General features: G+C 72.4%; 13 protein-coding genes. 8 read left to right on the top strand and 5 right to left on the bottom strand.

Annotated features, from left to right (window positions below):
- Window positions 1-25: 25 nt before the first annotated feature.
- Both H4J02_RS07035 and H4J02_RS07030 read left to right on the top strand, forming a co-directional pair.
- Window positions 26-946, top strand: coding sequence for an alpha/beta fold hydrolase (locus H4J02_RS07035; RefSeq protein ID WP_187673943.1), 921 nt, complete (start codon window positions 26-28; stop codon window positions 944-946).
- A complete protein-coding gene (locus H4J02_RS07030; RefSeq protein ID WP_187673942.1) occupies window positions 943-2,028 on the top strand; it encodes a glycosyltransferase family 1 protein in 1,086 nt (361 codons plus the stop codon). Before H4J02_RS07035 ends, H4J02_RS07030 begins: the two co-directional genes overlap by 4 nt.
- A gap of 51 nt (window positions 2,029-2,079) precedes the next feature.
- Here the strand turns inward: H4J02_RS07030 and H4J02_RS07025 are convergent, their stop codons facing one another.
- Genes H4J02_RS07025 through H4J02_RS07015 form a run of 3 tightly spaced genes read right to left on the bottom strand, consistent with a single transcriptional unit; the run spans window position 2,080 to window position 4,095 of the window.
- The gene (locus tag H4J02_RS07025; protein WP_187673941.1) at window positions 2,080-2,541 is read right to left on the bottom strand and encodes a YbaK/EbsC family protein; all 462 of its coding nucleotides are present in this window, start codon (window positions 2,539-2,541) and stop codon (window positions 2,080-2,082) included.
- A complete protein-coding gene (locus H4J02_RS07020) occupies window positions 2,541-3,194 on the bottom strand; it encodes a histidine phosphatase family protein (RefSeq protein ID WP_187673940.1) in 654 nt (217 codons plus the stop codon). The genes H4J02_RS07025 and H4J02_RS07020 overlap by 1 nt, the downstream gene beginning before the upstream one ends.
- A 40-nt stretch (window positions 3,195-3,234) precedes the next feature.
- Entirely contained in the window at window positions 3,235-4,095 is an 861-nt protein-coding gene (locus H4J02_RS07015) for a Sir2 family NAD-dependent protein deacetylase (protein WP_187673939.1), read from the bottom strand.
- A 72-nt stretch (window positions 4,096-4,167) separates the two neighbouring features.
- Here H4J02_RS07015 and H4J02_RS07010 point away from each other — a divergent pair, with 72 nt between their 5' ends.
- Both H4J02_RS07010 and H4J02_RS07005 read left to right on the top strand, forming a co-directional pair.
- Window positions 4,168-4,974, top strand: coding sequence for an RNA methyltransferase (locus H4J02_RS07010; RefSeq protein ID WP_187673938.1), 807 nt, complete (start codon window positions 4,168-4,170; stop codon window positions 4,972-4,974).
- 142 nt (window positions 4,975-5,116) lie between these two features.
- The gene (locus tag H4J02_RS07005; RefSeq protein ID WP_187676349.1) at window positions 5,117-6,346 is read left to right on the top strand and encodes a D-alanyl-D-alanine carboxypeptidase family protein; all 1,230 of its coding nucleotides are present in this window, start codon (window positions 5,117-5,119) and stop codon (window positions 6,344-6,346) included.
- Between the two features lie 2 nt (window positions 6,347-6,348).
- Here the strand turns inward: H4J02_RS07005 and H4J02_RS07000 are convergent, their stop codons facing one another.
- On the bottom strand, window positions 6,349-7,146 hold the full coding sequence (locus H4J02_RS07000) for an SGNH/GDSL hydrolase family protein (protein WP_187676348.1): 798 nt from the start codon (window positions 7,144-7,146) through the stop codon (window positions 6,349-6,351).
- 108 nt (window positions 7,147-7,254) lie between these two features.
- Here H4J02_RS07000 and H4J02_RS06995 point away from each other — a divergent pair, with 108 nt between their 5' ends.
- The 4 genes from H4J02_RS06995 (at window position 7,255) to H4J02_RS06980 (ending at window position 12,027) form a co-directional block, all read left to right on the top strand.
- Window positions 7,255-7,521 (top strand): GlsB/YeaQ/YmgE family stress response membrane protein, encoded by a 267-nt coding sequence (locus H4J02_RS06995; RefSeq protein ID WP_187676347.1) that lies wholly within the window; start codon window positions 7,255-7,257, stop codon window positions 7,519-7,521.
- A gap of 99 nt (window positions 7,522-7,620) precedes the next feature.
- Complete coding sequence (gene dinB / locus H4J02_RS06990) at window positions 7,621-8,862, top strand: DNA polymerase IV (protein WP_187676346.1); 1,242 nt, start codon at window positions 7,621-7,623, stop codon at window positions 8,860-8,862.
- Window positions 8,863-8,913: 51 nt separating this feature from the next.
- Window positions 8,914-10,719 carry a DEAD/DEAH box helicase gene (locus H4J02_RS06985; protein ID WP_262406260.1) on the top strand — a complete coding sequence of 602 codons (1,806 nt, stop codon included), beginning with the start codon at window positions 8,914-8,916 and terminating at the stop codon, window positions 10,717-10,719.
- 72 nt (window positions 10,720-10,791) lie between these two features.
- Window positions 10,792-12,027, top strand: a complete 1,236-nt coding sequence (locus H4J02_RS06980; protein WP_187676345.1) for an aminotransferase class I/II-fold pyridoxal phosphate-dependent enzyme — start codon at window positions 10,792-10,794, stop codon at window positions 12,025-12,027.
- 137 nt (window positions 12,028-12,164) lie between these two features.
- Here H4J02_RS06980 and H4J02_RS06975 read toward each other — a convergent pair whose 3' ends face one another.
- Window positions 12,165-15,569, bottom strand: a complete 3,405-nt coding sequence (locus H4J02_RS06975; RefSeq protein ID WP_187676344.1) for an error-prone DNA polymerase — start codon at window positions 15,567-15,569, stop codon at window positions 12,165-12,167.
- Window positions 15,570-15,587 lie beyond the last annotated feature (18 nt).

Raw genomic sequence — 15,587 nt, 5'->3', positions numbered from 1 at the left:
TGGACGCACGCCTAGAATCGCAACGATGTCCGTCCCGACCCCGCACGCCGAGGCCCTCGCCCGCATCCCGGTCCGCGAGAGAGAGGCCCAGATCCTCGGCTCGCGCACCCGCTACTGGGACTTCGGACCTGCGGATGCCCGCGATGTCGTCGTGCTCGTGCACGGGTACCGGGGCGACCACCACGGGCTCGAGCCGGTCGTCGCGCAGCTCGACGGCATCCGGATCGTGAGCCCCGACCTGCCCGGCTTCGGCGTGTCGACGCCGCTCACCGAGGCCCCGCACTCGATCGAGGGCTACGGTCGCTGGCTCGCCGCCTTCATCGCGTCGCTCGAGCTGCCGGCGCCGCCGGTCGTGCTGGGGCATTCCTTCGGCTCGATGGTGTCGTCGCACGCGATCGCGGGCGGTATGCCCGCTCGCGCGCTCATCCTCGTGAACCCCATCACGACCGACCCGAAGGTCGCGGCCGGTCGGGGCATCACGGGGCTCACGCGCGCCTTCTACGGCGTGACGCGGGCCATGCCCGAGAGCCTCGCGCGCGTGTGGCTCGGCAACCCCGTCATCGTGCAGTTCATGAGCATGAACCTCGTGAAGACGCCCGACCGCACCCTGCGCAGGTGGATCCACGAGGAGCATCACCGCTACTTCAACGGCTTCTCCGACGCCCGCACGGTCGCCGAGGCGTTCGACGCGTCGGTCAGCACGGACGTGCGCGCCGCCGCGCCGCGCGTGCAGGTGCCGACCGTGCTCATCGCGGGCGCCGTCGACCGCATCGCGCCCATCGAGGGGCAGCGGGAGGCGGTCGCCCTCTTCCCCGACGCGCGCCTCGTCGAGGTGCCCGGCACGGGCCACCTCGCCCACTACGAGACCCCCGGGCCCGTCGCCGATGCCATCCGCGACTTCCTCGCATCGCTTCCCGCGGGAACGCCGCCAGGGGCCGCCCGGTGAGGATCCTCGTCGACTGCCGCTACATCCGCTTCCCGCGGCACGACGGGATCAGCCGCTACACCGCCAACCTCGTGGCGTCGCTCGCGCCCCTCGCACACGATGCGGGGCATGAGGTCGTCATGGTCGTCTCCGATGAGGGCCAGCTCGCGATGCTGCCCGAGCTGCCGTGGGAGCTCGCGACCTCGCCCACGAGTCCGCGCGAGCTCACGATCGCACGGCGCCTCAACCGCCTCGAGCCGGATGTGCTCTTCAGCCCCATGCAGACGATCGGGTCGTGGGGCCGCCGCTACGGCCTCGTGCTGACGCTGCACGACCTCATCTACTACCGGAACCGCACGCCCCCGCGTGACCTCCCGTGGCCGGTGCGCATCCTGTGGCGGCTCTACCACCTCGCGTGGTGGCCCCAGCGGGTGCTCCTCAACCGCGCGGACGCCGTCGCGACCGTCTCCGCGACGACGCGCGATCTCATGCGCGAGCACCGGCTCACCGACCGGCCGATCACGATCGTCTCGAACGCCGCCGACCCCGTGGAGGCGGATGCCGCCCGCACGCAGCCGGAGGGCCGCGACCTGCTCTACATGGGCTCGTTCATGCCGTACAAGAACGTCGAGGCGCTCGCACGGGCGCTCCACGAGCTGCCGGGCCACCGACTGCACCTTCTGAGCCGCATCTCGCCCGCCGACCGCGCCCGCTTCGAAGCGCTGGCCCCCGCGGGGTCGCTCGTGATCCACGACGGCGTGACCGACGAGGAGTACGGCGCGCTGCTCGACGGCGCGCTCGCGCTCGTCACGATGTCGCTCGACGAGGGCTTCGGTCTGCCGCTCGTCGAGGCCATGGTGCGCGGTACGCCTGTCGTCGTCTCGGACATCCCCATCTTCCGGGAGATCGGGGGAGAGGCCGCCGTCTACGCCGACCCGCGCGACGACGCCTCCGTCGCATCCGCCATCCGCACCCTCGGCGACCCCGCCGAATGGAAGCGCCGCTCGGACGCGTCACGCGCGCAGGCCGCCCACTTCGACTGGAACCGCTCCGCCGCGGTGCTGCTCGAGCTGCTCGACCGGGTGGCGCGCACCCCTCGCTGACCGGTCGGTGATCGGCCTCATCCGGGCCGTATGAGGCGGGAAACCGACCAATCAACGGGCGACGGGGAGCACCTCGCCGCCCGCGAGACGTACGAGGTCGCCGGGCGCGATCGCGAAGACGCTCGACGCCGTGCCCGCGGCGGCCCACAGCACCTCGAGCGTCAGGAGATCCTCGTCGATCACGGTGTGGAGCGGACGGGCGTGCGCGAGCGGCGGGACGCCGCCGATCGAGAAGCCCGTCGCCTCTTTCACCGTGCGGGCGTCGGCCTTGCCGAGCGTGCCGCCGAGACGCGCGCCGAGCGCATCCGTGTCGACGCGGTTCGCACCCGACACGAGCGCGAGCAGCGGCTCGCCGTCGAGCGTGAAGACAAGGCTCTTGACGATCGCCGCGACGGGGCAGCCGATCGCATCCGCCGCATCCTGCGCCGTGTGCGTGCCCTCGGGGAACTCGCGGATCTCGACCTCGAGACCGAGCGCGCGCAGGCGCTCGGCATAGGTGTCCGCAGCCCCCATCAGGCGTCCACCGCCTGCAGGGGCTCGCCGTCCTCGGCCGCCTCGACGGCGTTCTGGGCGTCGATGTCCTCGCACTCGGGCAGGATCGACTCCTCCTCGATCGGGTCGTCGAAGGCGATGAGCCGCAGCGCGCCGTCCTCGACGCGGAAGCTGTGCACGGAGGCGTTCGTGATGCGCGGATGCTGCGTCTCGGGCTCTGCGGTCTGCAGCACCGAGCGGATGGCGCCGCCGTGGCTCACGACGAGGATCCGCTCGCCCGGATGCCGCTCCGCGAGTGCGAGGAGGGCGGGGACGACACGCGCGGCGACCTCGGCGCGCGTCTCCTGCCCGGGCGCGCGGACGCCCTCGGGGTAGAGCGCCTCGATCTGCTCGAAGCTCATGCCCTCGGCGTCGCCGTAGTCGCGCTCGACGAGCTCGGCGACATCCGTCACCTCGTCGATGCCGAGACGCTCGGCGATGATGCTCGCGGTCTCGTGCGCGCGCGACAGCGGGCTCGAGTAGACCGCGTCCCAGCGGCGGCGCGCGAGCAGCTCGGCGGCCTGGCGCGCCTGCGCGCGGCCCGCGTCGTTGAGCGGGATGTCCGTCCGCCCCTGGATGCGGCGCGCCGCGTTCCAGTCGGTCTCGCCGTGGCGCACGAGGTACAGCTCGGTCATGGGTCCTCCGGTGCGGGCCCGTCGGCCCGGAGGAACGAGACTACCGAAGCCGCGCGGCGAGGGCGCCCAGCACCTCGGAGGCGCCCGCGTCGATCTTGAGGCTCGCGCGTCGGTCGCCCCTCGTCTCGCCTCGGTTGACGATGACGACGGGCATCCGGGCCTTGACGGCCTGATCGAGCAGGCGGATGCCGGAGTTCACGACGAGCGAGGAGCCGGCGATGATGAGCGCGTCAGATCCCCGGACGATCGCGCGCGCCGAGGCGAAGACGGTCTGGGGCACGAACTCGCCGAAGAAGACGACGTCGGGCTTGAGCATGCCGCCGCACACCGTGCACGTCGGCACGATCATCTGGTCGACGTAGTCGATCTGCACGTCGCCGTCGGGGCCCGATTCGATGGCATCCGGGTAGCCGAGCCAGGGGTTCTCGCGCGTCATGCGCTCGGCGATGTCCGCGCGAGCGAAGGTCTGACCGCACGTGAGGCACGTGACGCGGCGCATCGCCCCGTGGAGCTCGACGACGCGGCGCGAGCCGGCGCGCGCGTGGAGGCCGTCGACGTTCTGCGTGACGATGCCCGTGACGACCCCGTCCGCCTCGAGCTCGGCGAGGGCGCGGTGGCCCGCGTTGGGCGTCGCGGTCGAGAAGTGGCTCCAGCCGAGGTGGCTGCCCGCCCAGTAGCGCTTACGGGAGCGCTCGTCGCCGAGGAAGGCGGAGAAGTCCATGGGCTTGCGGTGCACGGGAGCCCCCGCGCCGCGGTAGTCGGGGATGCCGGAGTCGGTCGAGATGCCGGCGCCCGTCAGCACGGCGATGCGGCGCCCGGCGAGGAGGCGCTCCGCGGCGTCGAGCGCGGGCGCGAGCGTGCCCGTCGCATCGCCCGGTGCGGGAAGCGTCGCGATCGACATCCGTGCCTCCTTCCGCCCCCTCAGCGTAGGCCCCGGAGTTTTCCGGGATGTTTCGGCTGGCAGAATCGACGCATGCAGCTCGTGCCGGTCGACGACCCCGCCGACCCCCGGCTCACCGACTACCTCCGCCTCACCGACGTCGTGCTCCGCCGACTCTCCGAGCCCGAGGGCGGGCTCTACATCGCCGAGTCGACGAAGGTCATCCAGCGCGCGCTCGAGGCGGCCCACCGCCCCCGTTCGGTGCTCCTGCAGGAGAAGTGGATTCCCGACCTCGAGCCCCTGCTCGCCGACGTCGACGTCGACGTGTACGTTGCGCCACCCGAGCTGCTCCAGCAGATCACAGGCTTCGTGCTGCACCGCGGTGCCCTCGCGTCGATGCACCGCCCCGAGCTCCCGAGCGTCGCCGAGCTGCTGCGCGACGCCCGGCGTGTCGTCGTGCTCGAGGACATCGTCGACCACACCAACGTCGGGGCGATCTTCCGCGCCGTCGCGGGCCTCGGAGCGGATGCCGTGCTCGTCACGCCGCGCTGCGCCGACCCGCTCTACCGCCGTTCGGTGCGCGTGAGCATGGCCGCCGTGCTGCAGGTGCCGTGGACGCGGCTGCCCGAGTGGCCGCAGGGTGCCGACGAGCTGCACGCGGCCGGGTTCGAGATCGCCGCCCTCGCGCTCGATGACGAGGCCGTGAGCCTCGACGCCTACGCGGCCGATCCTCCCGAGCGGGTCGCTCTGCTGTTCGGCACGGAGGGCGACGGCCTGAGCCGCGCGGCTCTCACGAACGCCGACCGCGTCGTCACCATCCCCATGCAGCGGGGCATCGACTCCCTCAACGTCGCCGCGGCATCCGCTGTCGCCCTCTGGGCACTCCGCGTCGTGCCATAGTTCCCGTTCCGCGTGTTAGTCGCCGAACGAACGGGTGCAAACGCGCGGAACGGGAACTATCTCTGGGGGGTGGGGAGCGAGGGATCGACGCGTGCGGCGGCGCCTCGGCAACCTCCCGGCGCGCGACCGGGATAATGCTCCGGTGCCCCTCACCCGACGCCAGGTCTACCGACGACGGCGCATCGCGGTGTTCGGCGGCCTCTTCGCCGTGCTGGGCGGTATCGCCTACCTGCCGCTGACGCTCCTCGCGCCCGTCGCCGAGACGGATGCCGTGGTCGCGGCCCCGCAGATCGCGACGCCTGCCGCCGCCACGACGAGCCTGCCCGGCTACGGCGCATCCGCCATCGCGGCGATCGGGCAGGAGGGCGTGCTCGCGCAGGCCGGGACGACCGCGCCGCTGCCCATGGCGAGCATCACGAAGGTCATCACGGCCCTCGTCGTGCTCGACGCGCACCCGCTCGCGCCGGGGGAGCCGGGCCCCTCGATCACGATGACCTCGACCGACGTGGGCTATTACCGCGACTACCTCATGCGGAACGGCTCCGTGAAGCCCGTGCGCGCCGGGCAGGTGTACAGCGAACGGGAGCTGCTCGAGCTCATGCTCATCCCGTCGGCCAACAACTACTCGACGTCGCTCGCCGTGTGGGCGTTCGGCTCCGTCGACGCCTACCTCGCGGCGGCGCGCACGTGGCTCGACGCGCACGGGCTGCCCGGCATCCAGGTCGTCGACACCTCGGGGCTCGACGAGGGCAGCACGGCGACGGCCACCGAGCTGCTCCGGCTCGGGGAGCTCGCACTCGAGCACCCCGTCGTGGCCGAGATCGTCGCGATGCCGAGCGCGTCGCTCAGCAACATCGGGGCGGTCGAGAACACCAACAAGCTCCTCGGCGTGAACGGGATCGACGGCATCAAGACGGGCACCCTCGAGGGTGCGAACCTGCTGTTCTCCGCGACGATCACCGTCGGCTCGCGCGAGATCGACCTCGTGGGCGTCGTCCTCGACGGCCCCGACCACGCGACGATCAACGCCGCCATCCGCTCGATGATCGAGCAGGTGCAGGCGGGCTACCGCGAGGTGCCCCTCGTCGCGGCGGGCGAGGTGCTCGCGAGCTACGAGACCCCGTGGGGCGACCGAGCGGATGCCGTCGCGGCACACGATGCCTCGGTCGTCGTGTGGGGCGACACCCCGATCACGGCGCGCGTGACGGCGGACGACATCCGGCTCGCCGAGCAGGGCGAGGAGGTCGGCGAGCTCGTCTTCACGGCGGGCACGACGACGGTCTCGGTGCCGCTCGTGCTCGCGCAGGAGGTCGACGACCCGGGCCCCTGGTGGCGCCTCGGACATCCCGAGATCATCTTCGGGATGGGCTGAGGTCAGTCCGCGGCGCCGTCGGTGTCGACGACCACGCGCTCGGGCACGGGGCGCTTCGGCGTGATGCCGTCGCCCGAGGAGGTGCCGCGGATGCGGCGGATGATCCACGGCGCGAAGTGCTCGCGCGCCCACACGATGTCGTCGATGCGCGCCTGCCGCCACGGCGTCGCGGGCAGGGGCTCCGGCTGGAACGGCGCGAGGTCGTGCTCGACGCCGAGCGAGTCGAGCACCATGATCGCGATCGTGTGGTGGCCGGTAGGGGAGAAGTGCAGGCGGTCGGGCGCCCACATCCGCGGGTCCGCGAGCTCGCGCAGCGCCCACATGTCGGCGACGATCGCGTCGTGCTTCTTCGCGATGTAGTGCAGGTTCTCGTTGTAGATCGCGACCTTGCCGCGGATGCGCCCGAGCACGGGCGTGCCGCCGATGTCCGGGCCGTTGAAGAGCACGACCGTCGCGCCGCCGCTGCGCAGCCGCTCGATACCGCCCTCGAGCCGAGCGGCGACCTCGTCGGGGTCGGTGCCGGGGCGGATGATGTCGTTGCCGCCCGCCGAGATCGTGATGAGGTCGGGCTGCAGCGCGAGCGCCGGCTCGACCTGCTCGTCGAGGATCTGCTGCAGGAGGCGACCCCGGATGGCGAGGTTGGCGTACGCGAAGCCCTCGGCCTGCGCGTCGAGCACCTCCGCGACGCGGTCCGCCCATCCGCGGTTGCCACCCGGCACGCGGGGCTCGGGATCGCCGATGCCCTCCGTGAACGAGTCTCCGATCGCGACGTAGCGACGCCAGGGGTGCTGCTTGGCCATAGCACCAGGATGCCGCATCGCGCCAGGGTCTTGCCGGGCCGCCGCGCCCGGAGTTGAGTGGGTCGCGTCGGAACCCCCCGAACGAGGGGCGACGGAACGGAGTGACCCATGGGAATCCTCGGTTGGATCGTGCTCGGCCTCATCGCCGGCGCCATCGCGAAGCTCATCCTCCCCGGACGCCAGGGCGGCGGGTGGATCGTCACGCTGCTGCTCGGCATCGTCGGCGCCCTGCTCGGCGGCTGGATCGGATCGGCTCTCTTCGGAGTCGGCCTGCAGGAGTTCTGGGACTGGCGCACGTGGCTGCTCGCCATCGGCGGCTCGATCATCGTGCTGCTCATCTGGGGTCTCATCACGGGGCGCAAGTCGCGCGCCTGAGACCATCGCCGACGGCGCCCCTCCCGTTGCCACCACGCGCGCGGGACGGGCGCCGTCCGCACGTCCGGGGGCGTCCGAGGTGCGTGACAGGATGACCCCGTGAGCAAGCAGGACGGGTCGTCGCGCGAGGTGAGCGCCGACCGCGTCGACGACCCCGCGGCTCACGTCATGCACGTCGACATGGACGCCTTCTTCGCGTCCGTCGAGCTGCTCGAGCGCCCCGATCTCGTGGGCAAGCCCGTCATCGTCGGTCACCGCTCGCAGCGCTCGGTCGTGACCGCCGCGACGTACGAGGCGCGGCGCTACGGCGTCAACTCGGCGATGCCCATGGCCGTGGCCCTGCGCCGCTGCCCGCACGCGATCGTGCTCGAGCCGCACTTCGACCGATACGCCTATTACTCCAAGCGAGTGATGCAGATCCTCGGCGACATCACGCCGCACGTCGAGCAGCTGAGCGTCGACGAGGCGTTCCTCGACGTCGCGGGGGCGCGTCGCCTCATGGGCGATTCCTGGACTATCGGAACGCGGCTGCGCGAGCGCGTCTACTCGGAGACCGGTCTGCGCTGCTCGGCGGGCGCCGCCGCCACGAAGTTCGTCGCGAAGCTCGCCTCGAGCCGCGCGAAGCCCGACGGCCTGCTCGTGGTGCCCGCTGCGGGCACGGTCGACTTCCTGCATCCGCTGCCCGTGTCCGCGTTGTGGGGCGTCGGCGGGAAGAGCGAGGAGGTGCTCGTGCGTCTCGGCCTCCGCACGGTCGGCGACCTCGCCCACGCACCCCTCGACATGCTGCGTCGGGCGATCGGCGAGGCCGGTGCCCAGCGCCTTCACGACCTCTCCTGGGGCCGCGACCCGCGTCCGGTCACGCCCGGGCACGAGGAGAAGTCCATCGGGCACGAGACGACCTTCGAGACCGACCGCACCGACCCCGCCGAGCTGCATCGTGTGCTCCTGCAGCTCGCGGATGCGGTGGGCCAGCGGCTGCGTCGCGCGGGCGTCATGGGGCGCACGGTCTCGATCAAGCTGCGGTTCGACGACTTCACGACCATCACGCGCTCGCGCACCCTGGCCGAGCCGACCGACCTCGGCCGTCGGCTCTACGAAGAGGCGCGCTCGCTCTACGACCAGGCGAACACCTCGCGGCGCCCCGTGCGGCTCATCGGCGTGCGCGCCGAGCAGCTCACGGGCGACGTCGCCGCGCTCGGACTGTGGGACGACGACGAGGACTGGCGCGAGGCCGAGCAGACCGTCGATGCGATCGCGGAGCGCTTCGGCGCGGGCGCGGTGCGGCCCGCCGCCCTGCTCAAGCCCGTCATCAAGCGCCGCGTCGGACACGGAGACGACTGACGTGCCCGACACGCCCCGACGTCCCGTCGCCCTCGACTACGATCGGGTCGAGTGAGCGAGTCGTCGGCAGAGCGGGTGTTCCGCGCCACCGCGGCCGCCGACCATCTGCCCCCGAGCTTCCCCGAGCGTGCCGCGTGGGGTACCGCCGGCAAGCTGCGTGCGTGGCAGGAGGAGGCGCTCACCGCCTACTTCGACCCCACGGTCAATCCGGCCAGCCGACGTGACTTCCTCGTCTCCGCGACCCCCGGCGCCGGCAAGACGACCTTCGCGTTGCGGCTCGCATCCGAGCTCCTCCAGCGCCGGATCGTCGACCGCATCACGGTCGTCGCGCCGACCGAGCACCTCAAGGTGCAGTGGGCTGACGCCGCGCATCGCGCCGGCATCCGCCTCGACCCCCGCTTCAGCAACCGCCACGGACGGGAGTCGCGGCAGTTCCACGGCGTCGTCGTGACGTACGCGGGCGTCGCCGTGCGCGCGAGCCTGCACCGTGAGCTCACCGAATCGGCCCGCACCCTCGTCATCCTCGACGAGATCCACCACGCCGGCGACACCCTCAGCTGGGGCGACGCCGTGCGGGAGGCGTTCGAGGGCGCCGAGCGGCGGCTCTCACTCACGGGAACCCCGTTCCGCAGCGACACCTCGCCCATCCCGTTCGTGAGGTACGCCCGCGACGAGCGCGGCATCCGGATGTCGCAGACCGACTACGCCTACGGCTACGGACGCGCGCTGCGTGACGGCGTCGTGCGCCCCGTCGTCTTCCTCAGCTACGCGGGCTCGATGCGCTGGCGCACTCGCGCCGGGGACGAGATGGAGGCCGCGCTCGGCCAGGACGACACCAAGGACGTCACCGCCCAGGCGTGGCGCACGGCGCTCGACCCCGGGGGCGACTGGATGCCGGCCGTGCTCTCGGCGGCCGACCGCCGCCTGCGTGAGGTGCGCCAGCACATCCCGGATGCGGGCGGTCTCGTCATCGCGACCGACCAGGCGGCGGCGCGCGCCTACGCGAAGATCCTCACCGAGCTCACGGGCACGCCCCCGACGCTCGTGCTCTCCGACGACGCCGGCTCGGGCGAGCGCATCACGAAGTTCGCGCAGGGCACCCAGCGGTGGATGGTCGCCGTGCGGATGGTGTCGGAGGGCGTCGACGTGCCGCGCCTGTGCGTCGGCGTCTATGCCACGAGCGCCTCGACGCCGCTCTACTTCGCCCAGGCCATCGGGCGCTTCGTGCGCGCCCGACGTCGCGGCGAGCTCGCGACCGTGTTCCTGCCGAGCGTTCCCGTGCTCCTGCGCCTCGGCGCCGAGCTCGAGCGCCAGCGCGACCACGCCCTCGACCGAGAGACGCCCGAGGGCGCCCTGCTCGAGGACGCGCTCGTCGACGAGGCCAACCGCGAGGAGGAGTCGTCGTCGGAGCTCGCCGACGAGTTCGAGTGGCAGGCGCTCGCCTCCATCGCGACCTTCGAGAAGGCGATGTTCGACGGCGAGGAGTACGGCAGCCTCGCGACGCCCGGAAGCCCCGAGGAGTGGGACTTCATCGGCATCCCGGGACTCCTCGACCCCGAGCAGGTGTCGGAGCTGCTCAAGCACCGCCAGCAGCGGCAGGCGCGCCGCGGCGAGGACCGCAGGGAGCTCGGCGAGCCCGAGACGCAGCCCCAGCCCCTCCACCGCACGCTCACCGAACAGCGGCGGCTGCTCAACAGCCTCGTGAGCATCCACGCGCGCGGTACGGGGCAGACGCACGCGCAGGTGCACGCGGAGGTGCGTCGCCTGTGCGGAGGGCCTGAGGTCGCCCGCTGCACGGTCGCCCAGCTGCAGGCCCGCATCGACCTGCTACGGAAGCGTCTCGGCTCGCCCCGCTGAGGCTCCGCCGACGGGCGCCAGGCGCCGTGCGGCATCCGAGAAGGGGCATGCCGAACGGGTAGCGTTGAGGGCATGTCCGACACCCTCGAGAGCCTCCGTGCCGAATACCAGACGCTGCGCGAGAAGGGCCTCGCGCTCGATCTGACGCGCGGCAAGCCCTCGGCGGCGCAGCTCGACCTCGCGAACGGACTCCTCGACATCCCGCTCTCGACCGACCACCGCGACACGGCGGGCACCGACCTGCGCAACTACGGCGGCACCGACGGCCTCGTCGAGCTGCGCGAGATCTTCTCCGAGCTGCTCGGCATCCCCGTGCCGCAGCTGCTCGCGGGTGGCAACGCGAGCCTGCAGAAGATGCACGACACGGTCGTCGAGCTGCTCCTCCACGGCACGCCCGGCGGCGAGCCCTGGGTCGGCAAGGACATCGCGTTCCTGTGCCCGTCGCCCGGCTACGACCGGCACTTCGCGATCACCCAGGCGCTCGGCATCCGGATGATCTCGGTGCCGTACCTCGAGGACGGCTCGCTCGACCTTCCGGCGATCGAGAAGCACCTCGCCGACTCCGCCGTGCGCGGCATGTGGATCGTGCCGATGTACGCGAACCCGACCGGTTCGACCGTCGACGAGGCCACGGCGCGTGCGCTCGTCGCGATGCCTGCGGCCGCGCCCGACTTCCGCATCTTCTGGGACAACGCCTACGCGCTGCACCACCTCACCGACGACGAGCCCGCACCGATCGACATCCTCGGACTCGCCGCGGAGGCGGGCAACCCCGACCGCGTGTTCGTGTTCGCGTCGACCTCGAAGATCACCCACGCGGGCGCCGGCGTCGCGTTCTTCGCCTCGAGCCCCGCCAACATCGCGTGGCACAAGAAGAACGCGTCCGTTCAGACGATCGGCCCCGACAAGCTCACCCAGCTGCGTCACGCGCGCTTCTTCGGCGACGCGGAGGGCGTGCGGGCGCACATGCGCAAGCACCGCGCGCTGCTCGCGCCCAAGTTCGCGATCGTCGATCGCGTCTTGAGCGAGCGGCTCACGGGCCACGCGACATGGACGAAGCCCACGGGCGGCTACTTCGTGACCCTCAATGCGCCCGCGCGCACCGCGTCGCGCGCGGTCGAGCTCGCGAAGTCGATCGGTGTCGCCGTGACGCCCGCCGGCGCCGCGTTCCCGTACGGCGACGACCCGCGCGACAGCGTCATCCGCATCGCACCGTCGATGCCGCCCGAGGCGGAGCTCGAGCAGGCGATCGAGGCGCTGTGCGTGTGCGTGCTGCTCGCGGAGGCGGAGCTCGCGGTCTCTCGCTGACGCGGGTTCCACGGGCTGGTTTCGACACGCGCCTCCGGCGCTACTCAACCAGCGAGTGTTGCCGCTGGTTGAGTAGCCCGCGCAGCGGGCGTGTCGAAACCAGCCCCCGTCTCACTGCCCCGTCCCACTCCCGCGCCTCAGCGGAAGTCCCGCGAGCGGTGCGCGACGCCCGCTCGCAACGGCTCGATCGCATCCGCGAGCACGTTGACGACGCCCTCGGGCGAGCGCTCGAGGATGCCGCGTACGATGACGGCGGGCTCGTCGCGGGCCACGCGACGGTGACGTGCCCAGAACCCGGCGCCGCAGATGACGTTCACGAGGCCCGTCTCGTCCTCGATGTTCATGAACGTGATGCCGGATGCCGTCGCGGGCCGCTGGCGGTGGGTCACGAGCCCCGCGACCTCGATACGGCGACCCGACTCGGCCGTGCGCAGCCGCTCGGCGCTCAGCACGCCGCGTGCGTCGAGCCCCGGCCGCAGGTGGCGTACGGGGTGGTCGTCGGGGGAGATGCCGGTGGCCCACAGGTCGCCCGAGAGAGTCTCGAACGCCGTCGGGTCGGGGAAGAGCGGCGGCTGCACGGCGACGACCGTGCCCGCGAGGTACTCGGCGCGGTCCTCTGCGGCCGAGCCGGCGCGCCACAGCGCCTCGCGCGTCGCGAGGCCGAACGGCTCGAAGGCGCCCGCCGTCGCAAGCGCCTCGAGCTGCGCCGTCGTGAGGCCGACGCGGCGCACGAGGTCCTCCATGCTGCGGAAGGCCCCGCCCTCCTCGCGCTCCGCGACGATGCGCTTCGCGAGCGGCATCCCGATGCCCCGCACGGCCGCGAGGCCGAGGCGCACGGCCGAGCCCCCGTCGCGGCGGTGGGCGCGCGACTCATCGGGCGCGGTCGGGTCGAAATCGCCCGGATGCGGTTGATGCCGTTCGCGGCATGAGTCGAGGCCCGTGGGTGCGACGGGCGCGTCCGGGTCGAGCGGCTCGAGCCCCGCATCCGCTCCCGAGCGCAGGATGTCGGGCCGCAGCACGCGCACCCCGTGCCGTCGGGCGTCGGCGGAGAGCGACGCGGGGGAGTAGAACCCCATGGGCTGCGCGCGCAGGAGGCCCGCGAGGAACGCCGCGGGGTAGTGCAGCTTGATCCACGAGCTCGCGTAGACGAGCAGCGCGAAGCTCAGCGAGTGGCTCTCGGCGAAACCGAAGTTCGCGAAGGCCTGGATCTTGGCGTAGATGTCGTCGGCGGCGGCGCCCGTGAGCCCGTTCGAGGCCATCCCGGCGTAGAGCTTCTCGCGCAGCCGGTCGATGCGCTCGAGGCCGCGCTTGGAGCCCATCGCGCGACGCAGCAGGTCGGCGTCCTCGCCCGAGCACTCGCCGACGGCCATCGCCATCTGCATGAGCTGCTCCTGGAACACCGGCACGCCCAGCGTGCGCTCGAGCACGGGCACGAGCTTCGGATGCGCGTACTCGACGGGCTCCTTGCCGAGCTTCCGGCGCACGAAGGGGTGCACGGCGCCGCCCTGGATGGGGCCCGGCCGCACGAGCGCGATCTGCACGACGAGGTCGTAGAAGGCGCGCGGCTGCAGTCGCGGGAGCAGCCCCATCTGGGCGCGCGACTCCACCTGGAACACGCCGATCGAGTCGGCGCGGCACAGCATGTCGTAGACCGCCGGCTCCTCCTTGGGGATCGTCGCGAGCTCCCAGTGCTCGCCCGTCGCCTCGCGGATGAGGTCGATGCAGTGCTGGAGCGCCGCGAGCATGCCGAGGCCCAGCAGGTCGAACTTGACGAGCCCCATCCAGGCCGCGTCGTCCTTGTCCCACTGGATGACGGTGCGGTTCTCCATGCGGGCGTGCTCGATCGGCACGACCTCACCCACGGGCCGGTCGGTGAGCACCATGCCGCCCGAGTGGATGCCGAGGTGCCGGGGAGCCTTGAGCAGCTCGCGCGCGAGCTCGAGCACGGGACGCGGGATGTCGGAGTCGGCCACGGCATCCGGCTCGAGGTTCCACGAGTGCGCGTCGACCTGCTTCGACCACGCGTCCTGCTGGCCGGGGCTGTGGCCGAGCGCCTTCGCCATGTCGCGCACGGCGTTCTTTGGGCGGTACTGGATGACGTTCGCGACCTGGGCCGCGTTGCGCCGCCCGTACTTCTCGAATACCCACTGGATGACCTCCTCACGGCGGTCGGAGTCGAAGTCGACGTCGATGTCGGGCTCCTCGTCGCGCAGGCTCGAGAGGAAGCGCTCGAACGGCAGTCGGTAGGCGATCGCGTCGACCGCCGTGATGCCGAGCAGGTAGCAGACGGCCGAGTTGGCGGCCGATCCGCGCCCCTGGCACAGGATGCCGCGGCTGCGCGCGAAGGCGACGATGTCGTGCACGATGAGGAAGTAGCCCGGGAAGTCCTTCTTCTCGATGACGTCGAGCTCGGCCTCGATGCGTGCGCGGTCGGCGTCGGAGAGGTCGGGGTAGCGCTCGGGCACCCCCGCCCACACGAGCTCGCGCAGGTACGACATGGGCGTGTGCCCCTCGGGCACGTGCTGCTTCGGCAGCGCCGGCTTCGCGCGGCGCAGGGGGAACGCGAGCTCGGATGCCAGCTCGAGCCCGTGCTCGATCGCACCCGGGTAGCGTGCGAAGCGCTCGCGCATCTCGCGCCCCGAGCGCAGGTGGGCGCCGCCCGTCGCGGGCAGCCAGCCGTCGAGCTCGTCGAGGCTGCGCCGGGCGCGCACGGCCGCGATCGCCGCCGCGAGGTGCCGCCGGTCGGGGCTCGCGTAGTGCACGTTGCCCGTCGCGAGCACGGGGAGCCCTCGAGCGGATGCGAGCTCGGCGAGCACGTCGTTGCGGTCGGTGTCGAGGGGGTCGCCGTGGTCGATGAGCTCGACGTGCACGGCGTCGCGCCCGAACCGCGCGACGAGCTCGTCGAGGGCGCGACCCGCGGCATCCCGTCCCTCCGCCTCGAGGGCTCGGCGCACGGCGCCCTTGCGGCACCCCGTGAGCACGGCCCAGTGGCCCCTGCCGATGCCGGCGAGCTCGTCGAGGTCGTAGACGGGCCGGCCCTTCTCGCCGCCGCGCAGGTTCGCCTCGGTCATGGCGCGCGCGAGGCGGTGGTAGCCCTCCGTGCCGCGCGCGAGCACGACGAGGTGCTCTCCCTCGGGGTCGGGCTCGCCGTTCTGCGGCCCGGACAGCCCGAGCGAGAGCTCGGCCCCGAACACGGTCGCGACGCTCGAGCTCTCGGCTGCCTCCGCGAAGCGCACGATGCCCGCGAAGGTGTCGTGGTCGACGATCGCGAGGGCGCTCAGGCCGAGCCGCTCGGCCTCCTCGAGCAGCTCCTCGGGCGAGGAGGCGCCGTCGAGGAAGCTGAAGCTCGAGTGCGCGTGCAGCTCGGCGTAGGGGAGCGCCTCGGGGTCGCGCACGAGCTCGCGCGGCGGCAGGTAGGGACCGCGCTTGCGCGAGAACGCGGGGCCGTCACCGCCGTCGCGCGTCTCGTCGTGCTCGGGGCGGCGGCCCGAGAGGGCGCGCTCGAACTCCGACCACGGAACGGGCGGGTTGTTCCAGCCCATCAGCGGGCCCCCGGCTCG

The organism is Protaetiibacter sp. SSC-01, assembly GCF_014483895.1.
GTDB lineage: Bacteria > Actinomycetota > Actinomycetes > Actinomycetales > Microbacteriaceae > Homoserinibacter.
The sequence above is the reverse complement of the archived record's forward strand: the minus strand, read 5'-3'. Positions and strand labels throughout refer to the sequence as shown.

What these genes read in the sequence shown, in the direction of transcription:
- H4J02_RS07035 (WP_187673943.1), top strand. Translation starts at nt 26, where the DNA reads ATGTCCGTCCCGACCCCGCACGCCGAGGCCCTCGCCCGCATCCCGGTC.
- H4J02_RS07025 (WP_187673941.1), bottom strand. Translation starts at nt 2,541, where the DNA reads ATGGGGGCTGCGGACACCTATGCCGAGCGCCTGCGCGCGCTCGGTCTC.
- H4J02_RS07020 (WP_187673940.1), bottom strand. Translation starts at nt 3,194, where the DNA reads ATGACCGAGCTGTACCTCGTGCGCCACGGCGAGACCGACTGGAACGCG.
- H4J02_RS07015 (WP_187673939.1), bottom strand. Translation starts at nt 4,095, where the DNA reads ATGTCGATCGCGACGCTTCCCGCACCGGGCGATGCGACGGGCACGCTC.
- H4J02_RS07010 (WP_187673938.1), top strand. Translation starts at nt 4,168, where the DNA reads ATGCAGCTCGTGCCGGTCGACGACCCCGCCGACCCCCGGCTCACCGAC.
- H4J02_RS07000 (WP_187676348.1), bottom strand. Translation starts at nt 7,146, where the DNA reads ATGGCCAAGCAGCACCCCTGGCGTCGCTACGTCGCGATCGGAGACTCG.
- H4J02_RS06995 (WP_187676347.1), top strand. Translation starts at nt 7,255, where the DNA reads ATGGGAATCCTCGGTTGGATCGTGCTCGGCCTCATCGCCGGCGCCATC.
- H4J02_RS06980 (WP_187676345.1), top strand. Translation starts at nt 10,792, where the DNA reads ATGTCCGACACCCTCGAGAGCCTCCGTGCCGAATACCAGACGCTGCGC.
- H4J02_RS06975 (WP_187676344.1), bottom strand. Translation starts at nt 15,569, where the DNA reads ATGGGCTGGAACAACCCGCCCGTTCCGTGGTCGGAGTTCGAGCGCGCC.